Source organism: Citrobacter sp. Marseille-Q5395, assembly GCF_947057495.1.
GTDB lineage: Bacteria > Pseudomonadota > Gammaproteobacteria > Enterobacterales > Enterobacteriaceae > Citrobacter > Citrobacter murliniae.
Window position 1 is genome coordinate 321,863 of record NZ_CAMSEL010000005.1, and the last position, 17,572, is coordinate 339,434.

Sequence of the window (17,572 nt, forward strand, 5' to 3'; positions counted from 1 at the left end):
CCGGTTACAGACGTTGTAAACCATCCTTGTGAGCGCGAACATTCCGATATTTTGTAATCAATTTACGATTCTTGCTTTCTGTGATCGGAGTAGCGTCGAAAAAATATGTCTAAATGTAAGTATTGGATTTTGTAGAGGTTTATTTGAAAACGGTCATGGTAAAGAGAAAGGGAAGTTAAAAAAGTGAGTGGGGGGGTGTGGAAACTCCTGGAAGTAGCTATAATGCGCCCCGCCTCCATGTAGCAATCGAGGCGCGGAAGATCGTCATCTCCGGTGAGGTGGCTGGACTTCAAATCCAGTTGGGGCCGCCAGCGGTCCCGGGCAGGTTCGACTCCTGTGATCTTCCGCCAAAATGCCTCAAGTAAGCACGTCTTTAATCACATCTCTTTTAAGCTGTCTTTATCCCGTATTGAACTCTGGCCAACCTGTAAGTCTTACTTACAAGTTCCACAGGAAGGGAATTGTCAGGTAAGCCGCAATATTCGCGCCAGCCAGCCGGAATACAGTCAGTTTGCCGGGCAACAATGACGCTTAAAAGAAGCCGAAGGCGAGTAGGATATTGCCGGTTTACTACAGTGGAAAAAAGAGCCGAAAAAGTAGCTCAGAATGCCCCCACATCCCACAAGCAGAATCATTTGAGGGTGATTATGGGGGTTACTCATTTATCCAATACAAAACATCAATATTAAATCAAAAGACCAGAGGTATTTCATCCACGCTGTGCACAATCATTAATTACGTCATTTTGTGCCATTGTTTATCTGTAAGAAGTGAAATACAACAGATTGCAGAGTGATATAAATTTATAATATTCCGTTTTCAACTGGCTATGCACCATCCTCAACGAATTCCACCATGTCCGTCAGTCTTCCATTCCTGATACAAAATGCGCCTACCACCCCTTCAGTTGTGATGATCGGCTAAAAAACAACGTTTCTTTAACAGTTGATAATTTCTCTTTCAACTGCTTATCACTGACTGTGTCAATGCTAATTCCATTTACCTAACACATATTTATCTAATAATTCACTCTCCAGTACTGAATTTAAAAACTTTCTGGTAAGAATTTTATACTCTTAAGATGCCCTTTACTGATATCTATGTACTCTCCTTTTTTTAACTCACTAATGATTAATGAAATCATACTCTTAGACAGCTTTGTATGCTTATGCAGATAATACAACGCACTCAATCTCTCTTTTACTTCCGGGCATTCAGAATTCAGAATATTGAGATAGTGACAGATAATCTTGTACGCATTACTGGACGATAGCAGCATCTCACGCGCCAACAACCTTCGGATAATATAGCTCAGGATAACAGAGACGTCATACCACAAGTCATTCTCAGAGATGAGCTGACCCACTTTCTCGGCAGAAAGATAGAACCCTGATGTTTCCGTCTCCGTGAAAAAACGCCCGGCGTATTCATTCGGATAGTAATAATCTACAAAGCCTAAGACCATGGGCGCTCTGACGGAAGACAACCAATAATCATCAGATAACTCATAACGCACCTGTCCCTTTACAAGATAAAAGAATAAAGGTTCGTCATCTGGTGATGTTCTTATTAATTCATTGCCTTCTGCAAGATGGAATGAATAACCATATTGAATAATCATATCGCCAAGTCGTTTAATTGACTCACGAGGGATTTCTAACATAAAGCACGTTACTCCGGTTATTAGCTAATTAAAATAAACAAAGTTAAGGCGCCGACAGCCTCACTGCGACAAATCGGCTGTAAAGTGTTTCAGTTTTGCCATTTCCAGTGTGGTGGTAATACTATGTCGTCTGTCTGCGTGCTGATATACTAATACCAGCAACAATAGTCCCTCCATACTCCTGTTCTTACCACTACCAGCCATCACTGACTGCTGCGGTATCTAATCTGCAACAAATTCTATCTGCTTTGTCTGGCTACTGTTACCGACCGTAGCCGTTACCTGCACTGGTTCCGCAACGGTGTCAGCGATATATACAGTGAATGTTCCTCCATTATTAGTTGTGAACTGCTCCTCACTTGCCGCTGCTGTCGATGCGAATCCGTCGCCTCCCATTGCAAATGTCACTGTACTCTTATCTGCGCTCATGGTGACCACGGCTCCGCCTACCGGGTTACTGTTGGCATCTACCACGGTGACTATCGCTCCTACCGTAGTCTTACCAGCCACGCCACTGCTATTACTGATCTCCATCTCTACCCTGGCCGTAGCGATATCACCCACAAATCTCGACGGACTGGTCTGGCTGGAACCGCCCAGCGTGGCGGTAATCTGGGCCGTTTCCGCTACGGTGTCGGTGAAGGTCACACTCACATGTCCGTTCGCATCCGTGGTGCCTTGCGTGCCGAAACTTACCGTACCTTTGTCTGCACTCCAGGTCACCACAGCCCCGGAGACCGGGTTATTGTTTGCATCCAGTACAGTCGCTGTAGCACTATTCGTCGCAACTCCGTTCGCCACACTGCCGTTCTTATCGATGGTCAACGAACTCACCGCCGCCGTTGCAGGATCTGCAACAAACTCTATTATTTCTGACAGATAATTACCGTTCACCCAGACCCCAATGTAAGTATCCCGGGACCTCGTATCAGTGATTCTGACTGTCATCTTTCCATCAATTCCGGTAACCCCGGAGGTCGGACTGAAACGCATCGTTCCGTCGGAGTCAGGAGACCAGCTCACATTTATTCCTGAGACTGGGTTATTGTGCGCATCCAGCACTGTAACCGTTGCAACATTGGCGGTTACACCGTCCGCCACGCTGCCGTTCGGATCGATGACCAGCGAACTGGGCACCGCCGTTGCCGCATCCGCTATAAATTTCGACGGTTCGGTCTGGCTGCCGCCGCCCAGTGTGGCGGTAATCTGTGCCGTTTCCGCCACCGTGTCGGTGAAGGTCACGCTCACATGCCCGTTCGCATCCGTGGTGCCTTGCGTGCCAAAATTTACCGTGCCTTTGTCTGCAGTCCATGCGACCGTCACCCCAGCCACCGGATTGTTGTGTGTATCCAGTACAGTCGCTGTAGCACTGTTTGTCGCAACTCCGTTCGCCACACTACTGTCCTTATCGATGGTCAACGAACTCACCGCCGCCGTCGTCGGATCTCCTACAAACACTACTGTTGCATTCATACGGCTGCCATTCTCCAGAACAGCTCCAACGGGAGAACTCCGGGACATCGTATCAGTGATTCTGACTGTCATCTTTCCATCAATTCCGGTATATCCGGAGGTCGTACTGAAACGCATCGTTCCATCGAATGCAGGAGTCCAGCTCACATTTATTCCTGAGACTGGGTTGTTGTGCGCATCGAGTACTGTGGCCGTTGCAACATTGGCGGTTACACCATCCGCCACGCTACCATTCGGATCGATGACCAACGAACTGACCACCGCCGTTGCTGCATCCGCTATAAAGAGCGACGGTTCGGTCTGGCTGCTGCCGCCCAGCGTGGCGGTAATCTGTGCCGTTTCCGCCACCGTGTCGGTGAAGGTTACACTCACATGCCCGTTCGCATCCGTCGTGCCTTGCGTGCCGAACCTTACCGTGCCTTTGTCTGCGCTCCAGGCCACCGCGGCTCCGGCGACCGGGTTATTGTTCGCGTCCAGCACTGTGGCTGTCGCCGTGTTCGCCGTCGAACCGTTCGCCACACTATTGTTAGTATTGATGGTCAGCGTACTGACCACCGCCGTTGCCGCATCTGCCACAAATTTCGACGGTTCGGTCTGGCTGCTGCCGCCCAGTGTGGCGGTAATCTGTGCTGTTTCCGCCACCGTGTCGGTGAAGGTCACACTCACATGCCCGTTCGCATCCGTGGTGCCTTGCGTGCCGAAATTTACCGTGCCTTTGTCTGCGCTCCAGACCACCGCTGCTCCGGCGACCGGGTTATTGTTCGCGTCCAGCACCGTGGCTGTCGCCGTGTTCGCCGCCGAACCGTTCGCCGCGCTGCCGTCAGTATCAATGGTCAGCGTACTGATTACTGCCGTCGCAGCATCCCCCACAAAATGACTGTTCTGTGATTTAGCGCTACCATTATCCAAACCTGCGGTAACACTTATGGTTTCTGCCACTGTATCGGTGAAAGTGGCGCTCGCCACACCACTCTGATTAGTGCTGGTAAATTTCGAGGAGAATTCCACCGTATTACTACTCGCACTGAGAGCAACTCTTAATCCACCAACCGGATTACCGTTCGCATCCACTACCGTCACAGCAACACCATTTTTCGAAGCGCCATTAGCTGGACTATTATCGGGATCAATAACAATAGAGCCGATCCTGGCGGTACTTGCATCTGCAACAAATGTGCTGCCCTGCACCTTACTACTGCCGTTTTCCAGAGTAGCCGTGATCTCTACATGCTCTGCTACAGTGTCCGTATAGGTCAGGCTCGTCCTACCACTACTATCGGTCACTCCTGAAGAGACACTGAGTTTCGCCGTGCTCTTATCTACCGTCCACGTCACAATCGCCCCGGCAATTGGGTTATTGAGAGCATCGACGACCATTGCCGTTACACCATTAGTAGCAATGCCATCTGCAATACTACCGCTATGATCGGGTAGCAAAGTGAGTGTTGCCGTCGCCGCATCCCCCACAAATTTCGACGGTTCAGTCTGACTGCTGCCGCCCAGCGTGGCGGTAATCTGTGCTGTTTCCGCGACGGTGTCGGTGAAGGTCACGCTCACATGCCCGTTCGCATCCGTGGTACCTTGCGTGCCAAAATTTACCGTGCCTTTGTCTGCGCTCCAGACCACCGCGGCTCCGGCGACCGGATTATTGTTCGCGTCCAGCACCGTGGCTGTCGCCGTATTCGCCGCCGAACCGTTCGCCACGCTGCCGTCCTGGTTGATAACCAGCGTACTGACCACTGCCGTTGTCGCATCCGCCACAAATTTCGATGGTTCGGTCTGACTGGAACCTCCCAGCGTAGCGGTGATTTGCGCCGTTTCCGCTACCGTGTCGGTGAAGGTCACACTCACATGCCCGTTCGCATCCGTGGTGCCCTGCGTGCCGAACCTTACTGTGCCTTTGTCTGCGCTCCAGACCACCTCTGCTCCGGCGACCGGGTTATTGTTCGCGTCCAGCACCGTGGCTGTCGCCGTATTCGCCGCCGAACCGTTCGCCACACTGCCGTCCTGGTTGATGACCAGCGTACTGACCACCGCCGTTGCCGCATCTGCCACAAATTTCGACGGTTCGGTCTGGCTGCTGCCGCCCAGTGTGGCGGTAATCTGCGCCGTTTCCGCCACCGTGTCGGTGAAGGTCACACTCACATGCCCGTTCGCATCCGTGGTGCCTTGCGTGCCGAAATTTACCGTGCCTTTGTCTGCGCTCCAGACCACCGCTGCTCCGGCGACCGGGTTATTGTTCGCGTCCAGCACCGTGGCTGTCGCCGTGTTCGCCGCCGAACCGTTCGCCGCGCTGCCGTCAGTATCAATGGTCAGCGTACTGACCACCGCTGTATCCGTATCGGCAACAAAGGTGGTGGTTTTTGTTTGCGTCGCACCACTGACACTTACCGTCACTGTTACGTTCACCGTTTCGGCTTTCGCATCCGTCAGCGTCATCACCGCCTGGCCCGAAGTATCCGTCGTGGATGTTGGCCCCGCCAGGGAGGCTGTTCCATCCACCGCCCAGTTCACTACAACATTCGCCTGCGGGGTATTTGCGGCATCTACGACAATAACCGTGGCGGTACTGACGGTACGCCCGTCGGCTTTTATCTGTTGCGCGACATCAAAACGGCTGATCTTCAAAGCGGTCAGATCAACAGAGAAATGACTGGGCTGCGACTGACTGCTACCGTTCGCCAGTACCGCAGTGATGTTGGTACTTTCAGCCACAGTATCTGTAAATTGCACACTGACTTTGCCGTCTGCCCCGGTATTGCTCGAGCCGGAACTGAATTTCACCGTTCCTTTATCCGCCTGCCATGCCACAGCAATCCCCGGTACCGGATGCCCCTGCGCGTCCAGTACTGTCACCGTCGCCGTATTGGTTGTCTTACCATCTGCCGGGCTGCTGTCCTGGTCCACCGTCAGGCTACTGATAAACGCCGTCGCCACATCCGCTGTAAACGTTGTATTTACACTACGGGACACATTATTCGCCGTCGCGGTCACGACAGTCGTGCCCATAGAAAGATTCGTCAGCGTGGTCGACGCCAGCCCTTTGGCATCCGTTACTACCGAGGTATTTTCCAGCACCGCACCGTTCCCGGCACTGAATGTCACCGTGATCCCCGCTACCGCATTGCCCCGCGCATCGGTCACGCTGGCCTGTACCACGTTAGTCGCTTTCCCATCTGCCGCGGCATTGTCTTTCGTTATTTTTAGATCGCTGAGGGTGGCTGCCTCATCTGGCAAAAACGTCACGCTGACATCTGCCGCATTGCCGTTATCCAGCGTCGCGGTGATTTTCGCTTCTCCGGCAACCACACTGGTGATCTCCGTGGTCGCCATTCCCTGTGCATCCGTCGTCGCACCTGCCGCCAACAGAGTTCCGGCACTGGTCGCAAATTTGACCGCCAACCCAGGTACCGGCTGGTTTGTCTGCGTATCAATTACCGTCAGACGTACCGTGTTTCGGGTATTACCGTCCGCCAGTGCGTTATCGTTTACCACCACAAATGACGAGATGTCGTTTCGCGCTTTGTGGACCATTACCACCGTTTCCGCGCTGTTTGATTTGTTATGGCGAGAGTCATACGCCACTGCGCTAATACGATAGGTATTCACACTGCCCTGCTCCGCTTTCCAGGCCGGCAGTGTGATAAGCAGTGATTCACGGGATTGTTGTGTAACGCTGCCTCCCGCATTGACAATACTGCTGTAGTCCCAGTCCACACTCTCTGTACCGTATTTTGCCCGCACGTCCGCGGTTAGCGACACGGTACTGTTCGCATCCGCAGATACTGTCGCTGGCAGCGACAAGGTAATAAGATCCTGTTTTTTATACTGCATAACGATGGTGTTATTACGTTCAACCATATCGTAACGACTGCCTGCCAGCGTCCGGGCCAACCCGACCATATCCGGATCGGTCTGATCGGCCATTGATACGCCCAGACGATAGTTGAAGTTCAAAAACACCCGTGAATCATTCGTATTGCTGCCGCTACGATGCTCCGCTCCTAACGTAACCAGCGGGATCGGCGTGTAGTTCAACCCAACCGTCACCGCCGAAGGTGAGTCCGCCAGATCCGTGTGGTCATCAAGAGCGACATTCTTGCCAAAATATTTCTCATACGTTGCGTTCATGCCAACATTTGGATATGAAGGCAACCAGCCGGCCAGACGCACGTCATATCCGTTGGCTGGCCGCTCATCGTAATCTTCCATATCTTCAACGCCAGACTGGTGCCAGTCGGTAATGCGCTGGTAAAGGTTGGCGGACAGTTTGAGGTAATCCGTCCAGGCTTCAGTGCCAATACCGTAGCGACTGTTTTCTCCGGTGATGTCGTAGTCATAGAAACTGTTCACACCAAGCATCCAGTTACCCGTGAAGCCGCGCACTCCAAGGCCGATATTGGAGGTCGTGCGTTTATCATCCGTATCCCGGCGGATCCCACCCTGGGTAAAAATCAGGTAATCAGGGGTATCAAGCATCGGGAATAACAGATCGAGATCGCCACCGCCCGGGAAGGATAAATTTACCCGCGCATGCCCGTACTGATTCAGCCAGGTTTCCATACGTTGGTTGGCAATCCCGGCGGCAATTCCGGCGGCGGCACTGCGTCCCTGAGCTGCAGGATCATCACTGCCCAAAACCTGCCACAGGCGCGTAGCTGCGGTCTTACCTGAATCAATCATCTGCAACTCAGGATCGGCGACAGAGGAGGTTTTCCCCGCTTCTGGTTCTGAAGCTAAGGCAGGCAATTCCGCAGATTTAGTCGGCTGTGAGGAGAAAAAACCGGATGATTCCTGAGACGTCTTTTTGACATTTAGCTCAACAGAAGAGGAAGACCATATTTTATCTTTCTCTTCCGGAGGGGAGTCGGGGACAGCAGAGAGAAGCGCTGAGTTACGCATGGTGGTCATGGACTGACTGAATTGCTGTTCTGACGGTGAAGCGGCCACAGCCACAGAAACCCATGAGAATGAAAGCAGGACAGGCATGACAATTTGCAGAAATATATTCAGTAACGCAATTGTCTGAATTAAACGTGCGCTAAAGCGCCTGTCCGGCCTGGCATGCATGTTATTAGATACTCGGTAGATTTAGCATTAATAATTCGCCCTATAATATTTTATTTTTAAGGCAAGAAAAATTACTGTGTTAGTCCAAAAATGGAATATTCTATTTATGCAATGGAAAACAGGTATCTATTATTATATTTACAGGGAATCGATAATAAAAATCATTTACTAAAATAAGGCCGCCATTATCTAAAACGGTTCATAGTTTATGCTGTTCACCTGCATTTTTATTAATTATTGCCTTCCTGATGCTCCTTAGGAGGTAATCGCTTCGTTTGTTCTGGCAAAACTTTGAGCGATATCCTCACCTTGCAAAGATGATCGAGTAAGCCAAATCTGGCAATGTAATAAGATGTAACATTGGTTTGCTATAACTATGGGCAATAAAATCCTATTCAGCAAGCATCTTTATAAAATTTTTCTGACTTTTTAATTCACACATAACTCATTGGAAAAAGACACTATTAGCCTGGACTTCACTCAGCGAGGGCGAAGTTTCAATAAAAAAGAAAGAAAGAAACGGTGCCGAGGTGATCACCTTATATTGGTAATTGACATTTTATGCATTTTAATCATCTTTACCGCGTTGAACAGCGCGAGAAAAACACGCCATGCCAGCCCTTCACTACTGTCAGTACATTTCTGGAGGAGTAAAAGAACAGTTCTGACTAAAAACCGCCCCTCCGGCTCTCTGGCAAACCAGCTCTCTTATCGATAAGGGATCGATAAAAAAGTATTGCCCGAGTGGTTATTTTTCCATTCGAAACAAGAAAAAACCATCTTTTTTAAGTTGTTACCTCAGCAAAATCCAGCAGACAGTGTTCGTTTGGTGTGCCTACGGTGAGAACAATCAAATGCATTAAGTACATTAACCACTTCCTGGCAAAAAACATCACCCATCTTTCGTGATCCGTTTAGTAATCCGAACACGACGTCCATTTTTGGTAAATTGCAACACATCATTTACAATCAAGATATATAAAACAAACCAAGAGAAACAAATAAGGAGTATTTATTATAATAACAGCACCACTTTTAATTTGCAGAATAATAATAACAAGAGTAACTAATTCGGTATATTTTTACCAGCAAGGAGATGACAATCAATGTGACACCAGTAATATATCACTTCACAGAAACTTATTTCACAGCATTTATTAACGGTTAAAAATAAATACAAAAATCATATCAATCAAGAACTTATAATAACACCGCAAAAAATAAAAAAACCTCATTTAAATCACCAAAATTCCAATAATGGATTAAATAACAAAACAAATTGAACTCAAAATATAGAAATGATTATTCTATTTGCGAGATTTCGTGAGACTGCACAAGCACCAGAAGAAGTATGTCGTATATCTGTGCACGCGGAATTTTAAATAACTACGGTGACTACATGATGTTTATCTGAAGAGATAGATAGGGGATTTTACTATCCGTCCTCTCTGCCCTCTGAATTATATCTCGAATATATAGTGTTGCCGAGAGCATTCTTTTTTGCATAACAGGAGTTTTAGATTGAAAAGTTGTGGCAAGTTCCATAAAACACGAATCGCCCTCGCGTGCTCTTTAGCTGTAGCATTTCAAGCTTCGGCAACAGACATTTCGAATGGCGTATGGGATACCTTCATTTACGATGGTACTTCAGGCGTAACTTATCAGGGATATGCGGACTGGAACGGCGCAGATGCCAATATTTACCCTGTCATCAATAACTCCGTCGTAAACGGTGTTATTTCGACAAATTACCTTGATGCAGATACAGCCAATCCAAATTCACTCTCCATCAGTAATACGACTGTACATGGAATGGTGACGTCTGCTTGCATGACTTCAGGTTGCACTGACGTCGAGCAGAACTATAACGATCCGCTGACATTAACCGTTAATAATTCAACTATTGATGACGGCTTTGAGCATTTTGATTATTACAACACCGATGGTACCTCTGCGGGTTCTTTACCAATCTATAATCTGGGTACAGCAATTACGCTTGATCAAGAAAGCAATATTGCCATTGAAAACAACTCTCACGTTGCTGGTATTACACTAGGCCAGGAAATTCAGGATTACGCCGACAGCGGTAGCACTGACAGCTTTGTAGACAATATTGTTGTCAATGATTCTTCCGTTACCTCTGGAGCCTGGACTGAGCTGGATACGTCAGGTTTCTACGGTCAGTCAGAAAAACCTTCTGATTACACCGGCGCACTGACAATGCAGGCTGATTTCGATGTGAATGGCGATGGTGTCATTAATAGCAATGATCAAACCATCAACATGAATGATGTTGCGATTGCGGCTATCGATAATCCGGATTCAACTGAATCCATGAAAACCAATGCAACATTCAACAATTCAACCTTAACGGGCGATGTGTTGTTCGTCAGTCGTTTCAATAACGGTTTTGCACCTGCAGGTGTTGATACCAATGCAGACGGCGTGATCGATTCTAACCTGGGTTATGCTGATGACAGCCTGAACCAGGACGAAATGAACCTGACGCTTGATAATGGAAGCAAGTGGGTCGGTGCGGCAATCTCTGACGTTGATGCAACAGCAACACTGTACGATATTGCAGCAAACAGCCTGATTCCTTCCTCAACTTATAACGCCGACACGGGATATGTTGATGGTGCAGCCGTCTTCCAGAGTGGGATCTTTAACGTAACGCTGGATCATGGTTCTGAGTGGGATACCCGTAAAGCTTCCGATGTAGATACCTTAACCGTATCTAATGGCTCGCAGGTGAACGTAGAAAGTTCTGCGCTGCTGGCCGATACCATCAACCTGAATAGCTCTTCATCCATGAACATCGGTGATGATGGCCAGGTAGATACTAATGCCATGAATATTGATGGTAATAGTACGGTGAATCTGACAGAGGAAACGGCAAATTTATATGCTAATACCATTACTGTCAGCAATGGCGCAGCACTAAATATTGGCACGGGTGAAGTCGACACGCATAACCTTGTCCTGACCTCAGGTGGTCAGCTTGATGTGGGTAGCCGCGAATATGTCCTGAACAGTGACATGAACACGGGTTATACCAATGGTAATACCGATAACGCATCTGACTATGGTGTAGTCGATGTGAATTCCGATGGTCATCTGGCAGTCAATGGCGATGTCGCAGGTAACTATAAAGTTAGCGTGAATAATGCCACCGGCAAAGGCTCTGTTGCTGATTATAAAGGTCATGAACTGATTCGCGTTTATGATGATAACACCGATACGCAGGCTTCCTTTACCGCAGCAAACAAAGCCGATCTGGGCGCTTATCAGTATGAAGCTCAGCAGAGCGGTGATTCTGTTGTACTGAAACAGGATGGCTTAACCGATTATGCCAATATTGCGCTGAGCATCCCGTCTGCTAACACCAATATCTGGAATCTGGAACAAGATGCACTGGCAAATCGTTTGGATAATGGCCGTGTAAATCAAAACAGTCAGGATACTGGCGGTGCATGGGCGACTTACATCGGCGGTCACTTCCAGGGAGATACAGATACACTAAGCTATGATCAAGATACCAGCGGCATCATGGTTGGTTTTGATAAAGCGATTGAAGGTAATGGTGCGAACTGGATTGTCGGTGCCGCTGCCAGCTTCATGAAAGGTGATATCGATGATCAAACCGGCCATGTCGATCAGGATAGCCAGTCTGCTCGTGTTTATACCTCTACGCGCTTTAACAACAATGTCTTCGTTGATAGCACATTGAGCTACAGCCACTTTGATAATGACCTGTCTGCGAGCATGAGCAATGGTAATTCAGTAAGCGGCAACGGTATCTCTTCTGATGCCTGGGGTCTGAATCTGAAAGCTGGTTATGACTGGAAATACAATCAGAATGGCTACGTTACTCCATACGCAAGCATTTCTGGTCTGTTCCAGGATGGTGACGGATACCAGCTCAGCAACAATATGAATGTTGATAGCCAGTCTTATGACAGCATGCGTTATGAAGCAGGCGTCAATACCGGCTATACCTTTAGCTTCGGCGAACAGTCATTCGTTCCGTATGCAAAAATCGCATATGTGTATGATGATTCAGATAATAACAGCGCAGATGTTAATGGCGATGATATTGATAATGGTGTGGGTGGTTCAGCAGTACGCGCCGGGTTGGGTGGTCAATTCAACTTTACTAAAAACTTTAGTGCATATGCCGGCGGTGATTATCTTGGCGGAGCTGATGTCGATCAAGACTGGTCAGCAAATGCTGGTGTGAAATATACCTGGTAATAAGTTAATGCAAAGGCCTGCTATTGCAGGCCTTTAATTATTAGGGGAGCGCTATTCCAATTGCATTAGTAAGATATTAAAAATCTCTTCAAGTATATTTTTGCACATCCCAATAATGCACCAGAATGCCTCCCATCATTAACTTCCGCCAAAAAACCAAGATATTAAAATCAATTCCAGACCATTAAATATCATCATATCAATTAACATCATGGATATTTATTATGAACAAGCAGTGGATGTGCTATTTTGTTGCTCTTATTATTCTCAGTGGTTGTGTTGATGCAACGCATCCAACAAACGATGTGACTAAAAATAAAGCTTCAACAGATGACTCACTTTTCTCAGACAGCGAGTGTATTAATAACTTCAACGTACTACGAAAAGTTGATCCTGATAAGTTTATGCTTTATCAAAAGCAGTTCACTGAAATCAATAAAAGCTATGATTTTTATGATAAAAACTCAACCATTCTGGATAAAGACCATAAAGAATTGATCGCTATGGAGGCCAATTCAAAGCTGCATTTAATCTGCGCTCGAGTTAAAAATGCCGCCTATGCCGGTATCGAAAAAAAAATGTACGCAATCAGCCAATTGTGATTTGAGTATCGACTACCAGCAAGTTCACTGAGTATGTAATAAATGGCATTTACAGCTTCATTCTTCGCCGGATAACGCTTATACGTGTCCGGCCAACAAAGAACATGATGTCCAATCAACTTTCCAATACCACCCTTAATATTTCCAGTAGCCTGACATCTTTCATCGCAACCAACAGCATCTGTTATTTTTCGACACAATTATCGCCGTCAACTTACGCGACACACGTCACTGAATTTGTCGATGTGCCATTGCTATTCTTTCCCCCGAATCAGGAAACATCCTGAATACCTCGATATTCATTGCGTAATAATTGAGCGAAACGGGCACTTTATTTTGTCCAGAAGACTTCAACCTACCAATGGATATTAGGAGAAAACGTGGGCAGGGGCGTTTATCTCTCTGGCGAGCAATGTCTGAGCGTTCGGACGTTATCGCATTTCAGCAAACGGTGTGTTTCCGGTGTATTTATGGCGTACTTATGAGGGATATTTAATGTTTACGTTTAAAAAGTGCCTGATTGCACTTTCTATAAATTTGGCTGTTGTTTCATCAGGTTTTGCTTGTACGACCCTGCTGGTCGGCAATGAAGCATCGGCGGATGGATCCATGTTGGTAGCCCGCAGTGCAGACAGCGATGCCCTGAAAGCACAGCATTTTGTCATTCATCCGGCAAAACAGAATCAGACCGGTGTGTACAGCACCAAAGCGCATAATGGCGCGAATGATTTTACCTGGCCGCTGCCAAAAAATTCCCTGCGTTACACCACCGTTCCAAACTGGAAAACGCAACTGCATGGCGCAACCGGTTTTAACGAACTGGGCGTCGGCGTGAGCGGTACAGAATCTATTTTTGCTTCGCCAAAAGCGCTGGCCGTCGACCCATATGTTGAAGACAAAGGCATCACCGAAGACGATATTCCGGATATCCTGCTGTCACAGAGCAAAACAGCCCGTGAAGCGGTGGCGTTGCTGGGACATATCGTTGAAACCGCCGGAGCTGGCGAAGGCTTTGGCGTTGCCGTGGTGGACGATAACGAAATCTGGTATCTGGAAACCGGTAGCGGCCACCAGTGGATGGCACAGCGTTTACCGAATAATCAATATTTTGCCACTGGTAATCAGGGACGCTTACAGGATTACGATCCTAAGAACCCTAATATGATGGCGTCAAAAAACCTGGTTGAGTTCGCGACCGAAAAAGGTCTTTACGATCAGGCAAAAGATGGCAAATTCAACTTTTCCAAAGTCTATACTCGTGACGATGAGCGTGACCGCACATATAACGATCCCCGCGTCTGGACTATTCAGAAAGAGTTCAATCCTTCCGTAAAACAGGATATGGCCGCAGGTCGTGAATTCCCGGTATTCATGACGCCAGAGAAGAAAATGACGCTGGACGATGTGAAATCTGTGTTGCGTAACCACTATGAAGGCACCAAACATGACCCTTACACCAACGGCCTGAACGGTAAAGAGCCGTGGCGTCCGGTCAGTGTCTTCCGTACCTACGAAGCGCACGTTATGCAGGTACGTCCGTGGTTGCCAAAAGAGATTGGTGAAACAACCTATATTGGTCTGGGTATGGCCGATCTTACCGCCTTTGTTCCCTACTATAGCGGCCTGAAAGCGTATCCGGCCAACTATACGATGGGCACGAACAACGCTGACGATCAATCCATTTACTGGAAGTATCGCAAATTACAGACGCTGACCATGACGGACTATCCGAAGCTCGCCCCTATCGTCAAAAAAGCCTACAAAGCGTGGGAAGACAAAGTGGCGAAGGAGCAAAAAGAGGTTGAGGCAGAATATCTGAAGATAGCAAAAACCGATAAACCCGCAGCCGATAAGATGCTGAATGACTTCAACCTGCGCATCATGGCCGATGCCGAGAAGCTGACCGAAGACCTGACTAATCAGTTGTTCACCATCCGCACCAAAGACATTCAGTCTGATATTTTCTTTGCTAACGCCAGCAAAAAAGACTGAGTGACCGCAGAGTAGAAAACCAGGTTAAAGACCTGATGATTCTGGTGCAGAGCAAGAACGTTAGCTCTGCGCCAGCATTTCACACCGCGCCTTCACGGCATCGTGCAATAACCGTACCGCCGTTGAAAGCTGTTTACGGTGTGGGCAAATCATATTTAACGGAACTTTTTCCCCCAGATACCCCGGCATCAGCAACTGCAAACGACCGTCACGCACATCTTCGCTCACATCCAGCCACGACTTATACGCAATCCCCTCACCGGCAATCGCCAGACGCCTTATCACTTCGGCATCATCGCTCATAATGGTGCTGTTGACCTGCACGCTACTGACTTCACCATTACGCGTAAACGTCCAGCGATCATGAAGCCGCCCGCGTAATACAAAGGTCATGGCGTTCAGCTGCGCTAAATCGCCAGGGTGTTGCGGCTCACCGCATTGTGCAATCCAGTCCGGAGAAGCCACCAGCACGCGGCGATTACCTGGCGCGACGGGCAACGCGATATAAGACGCGTCTTCGGTATTACCATACCGAAACGCGACATCGACGGGATCTTTAAATACATCGGTCACCTGGTCGGAGAAAAAGACCCGCAGGCGCAGCGCAGGATAGCGGCGACGAAACGACTGAAAGACCGGCAACAACAGATTCCGTCCGAGATCGGACGGCACCGCAATTTGCAGCATGCCTGAAATCTCATCTTCCGGCGTCTGGATTTTTTGCAATCCGGCGTGCATTACATCCAGCATCTGACGGGCATAGGGCAACCAGATCTCACCTTCCGGTGTGAGCCGCAGGCTACGTGTGGAGCGAGCGAACAGGCGAATCGTCAGCGTAGACTCCAGACGCTTGATGGCTGAACTGACCTGGGCGGGCTGGACGCCGACTTCGCGCGCCGCATCACTAAAACTGTTCAGCGCCGCGGCGCGGACAAACAACGTGAGATCTTCAAGCCGGAACATTTTCACTCCTCGAGTATAAGTCCTGTCGCCGTGAGGCTATTTTTCCCGTTCTGATGCCGGTTTACCATCGAATTATTCAACAGATATACCCTAAATAATTCGAGTTGCATGAAGGCGGCAAGGGAGTGAATCTCCTGGAACATAGCGAACTATATGACTGGAGTGAGCGAGCGTAGCCAACGCACATGCAGCTTGAAGTATGACGGGTATAAATAGATTCCTGTAACCGGAGAGACTATGAAAGCTATCGCCATTACCCACGCCGCAACCAACGGCAGCAATATTGAATTTTTACAAGAAATTGACCTGCCGGTTCCGATCGCTACCGGACATGACCTTTTAGTTGAAGTGAAAGCTATTTCCGTCAACCCCGTCGATACCAAAGTACGCGAAGGTTTCAATGCCGACGTGCCGCGCGTGCTGGGCTGGGATGCGGTTGGCGTGGTGAAATCCGTGGGCGATGCGGTGACGCTGTTCGCGCCTGGCGACGAAGTCTGGTACGCCGGTGCGCTGGGTCGTGCTGGCAGTAACAGTGAATTTCAGTTGGTTGATGAACGCATTGTTGCGCTGAAGCCACAATCACTGGATAACGCTTCAGCGGCAGCCCTGCCGCTGACCGCCATCACTGCATGGGAAATGCTGTTCGACCGCCTGGGCGTTGAGGAAAATGGCAATGAGAATGATGTTTTATTGATTGTCGGCGCTGCAGGCGGCGTTGGTTCTATCCTGACCCAACTAGCCAGTAAGCTGACCAAAATGACCGTTATCGGTACGGCATCGCGTCCGGAAAGCCAGAAATGGGTGCGTGAAGCGGGCGCTCATCATGTGATTGATCACAGTAAACCGCTGACAGAAGAGCTGGCACGAACAGGCATTAAACAGGTGACCCATGTCGCCAGCCTGAACAATACCGAGCAGCACTATCAGCAGATTATTGCCGCGCTGGCGCCACAGGGAAAACTGGCGCTAATTGACGATCCGCAATCCCTTGATGCGCGTCCGCTGAAAACTAAAAGCATTTCTCTGCACTGGGAATTTATGTTCACACGCTCGATGTTTGAAACACGCGACATCATTGCCCAGCATCAGCTACTGACCCGCGTGGCGCAACTGATCGACAGCAAGGTTATCCATACCACGCTGGGCGAACATTTTGGCGCCATCACCGCGGCTAATTTGCAAAAAGCCCATGCCCAAATTGAAACCGGTCGTTCAGTGGGCAAGATTGTTCTGGAGGGATTTTAAATGCCTGACTCTACGGTGATTTCAATCATAGCGGTGCTAAAAGCCAAACCAGGGAAAATCAACGCACTGAAACAAGCACTGCAAGCCCTTTTGCTACCCACTCGCCGGGAGCCGGGCAATATTGAGTATGCGCTGTTTCAGTTACGCGATACGCCGGATGTATTTTACGTGCGTGAATCCTGGCGAGGCCAGGCAGGTCTGGACGAACATATCGCCTTACCGCATTTCCAGACGTTTATTCTGCAAATGAACGACCTGCTGGCCGAGCCGCTGCGTCTGGATTATCTGACACCGATAGACGCTTAACATT

The 17,572-nt window shown here is 48.7% G+C and carries 8 protein-coding genes and 1 tRNA gene; 6 read left to right on the plus strand and 3 right to left on the minus strand.

Annotation, left to right across the window (positions count from 1 at the left end; genetic code table 11):
• Positions 1–255: 255 nt before the first annotated feature.
• Positions 256–350: transfer RNA gene (locus OH663_RS07745), tRNA-Sec, on the plus strand.
• A 695-nt stretch (positions 351–1,045) separates the two neighbouring features.
• Here OH663_RS07745 and OH663_RS07750 read toward each other — a convergent pair.
• Both OH663_RS07750 and OH663_RS07755 read right to left on the minus strand, forming a co-directional pair.
• A complete protein-coding gene (locus tag OH663_RS07750; RefSeq protein WP_200011169.1) occupies positions 1,046–1,663 on the minus strand; it encodes a helix-turn-helix domain-containing protein in 618 nt (205 codons plus the stop codon).
• 222 nt (positions 1,664–1,885) lie between these two features.
• Positions 1,886–8,092: an Ig-like domain-containing protein gene (locus OH663_RS07755; RefSeq protein WP_263525711.1), complete on the minus strand. Its 6,207-nt coding sequence runs from the start codon at positions 8,090–8,092 to the stop codon at positions 1,886–1,888.
• A 1,635-nt stretch (positions 8,093–9,727) separates the two neighbouring features.
• On the opposite strand from OH663_RS07755, the gene OH663_RS07760 reads away from it, so the two are divergent.
• From OH663_RS07760 to OH663_RS07770, 3 genes are all read left to right on the plus strand, one after another.
• Positions 9,728–12,460 carry an autotransporter outer membrane beta-barrel domain-containing protein gene (locus OH663_RS07760; protein WP_200011165.1) on the plus strand — a complete coding sequence of 911 codons (2,733 nt, stop codon included), beginning with the start codon at positions 9,728–9,730 and terminating at the stop codon, positions 12,458–12,460.
• 224 nt (positions 12,461–12,684) lie between these two features.
• On the plus strand, positions 12,685–13,062 hold the full coding sequence (locus OH663_RS07765; protein ID WP_052369297.1) for a hypothetical protein: 378 nt from the start codon (positions 12,685–12,687) through the stop codon (positions 13,060–13,062).
• A 495-nt stretch (positions 13,063–13,557) separates the two neighbouring features.
• Entirely contained in the window at positions 13,558–15,054 is a 1,497-nt protein-coding gene (locus OH663_RS07770; RefSeq protein ID WP_200011162.1) for a C69 family dipeptidase, read from the plus strand.
• A gap of 60 nt (positions 15,055–15,114) precedes the next feature.
• Here the strand turns inward: OH663_RS07770 and OH663_RS07775 are convergent, their stop codons facing one another.
• Positions 15,115–16,017, minus strand: coding sequence for a LysR family transcriptional regulator (locus OH663_RS07775; RefSeq protein WP_200011159.1), 903 nt, complete (start codon positions 16,015–16,017; stop codon positions 15,115–15,117).
• A 237-nt stretch (positions 16,018–16,254) separates the two neighbouring features.
• On the opposite strand from OH663_RS07775, the gene OH663_RS07780 reads away from it, so the two are divergent.
• On the plus strand, positions 16,255–17,262 hold the full coding sequence (locus OH663_RS07780) for a zinc-binding alcohol dehydrogenase family protein (protein ID WP_045448870.1): 1,008 nt from the start codon (positions 16,255–16,257) through the stop codon (positions 17,260–17,262).
• Positions 17,263–17,568 (plus strand): putative quinol monooxygenase, encoded by a 306-nt coding sequence (locus OH663_RS07785; protein ID WP_045448872.1) that lies wholly within the window; start codon positions 17,263–17,265, stop codon positions 17,566–17,568. It abuts the gene before it with no gap.
• Positions 17,569–17,572: the final 4 nt, after the last annotated feature.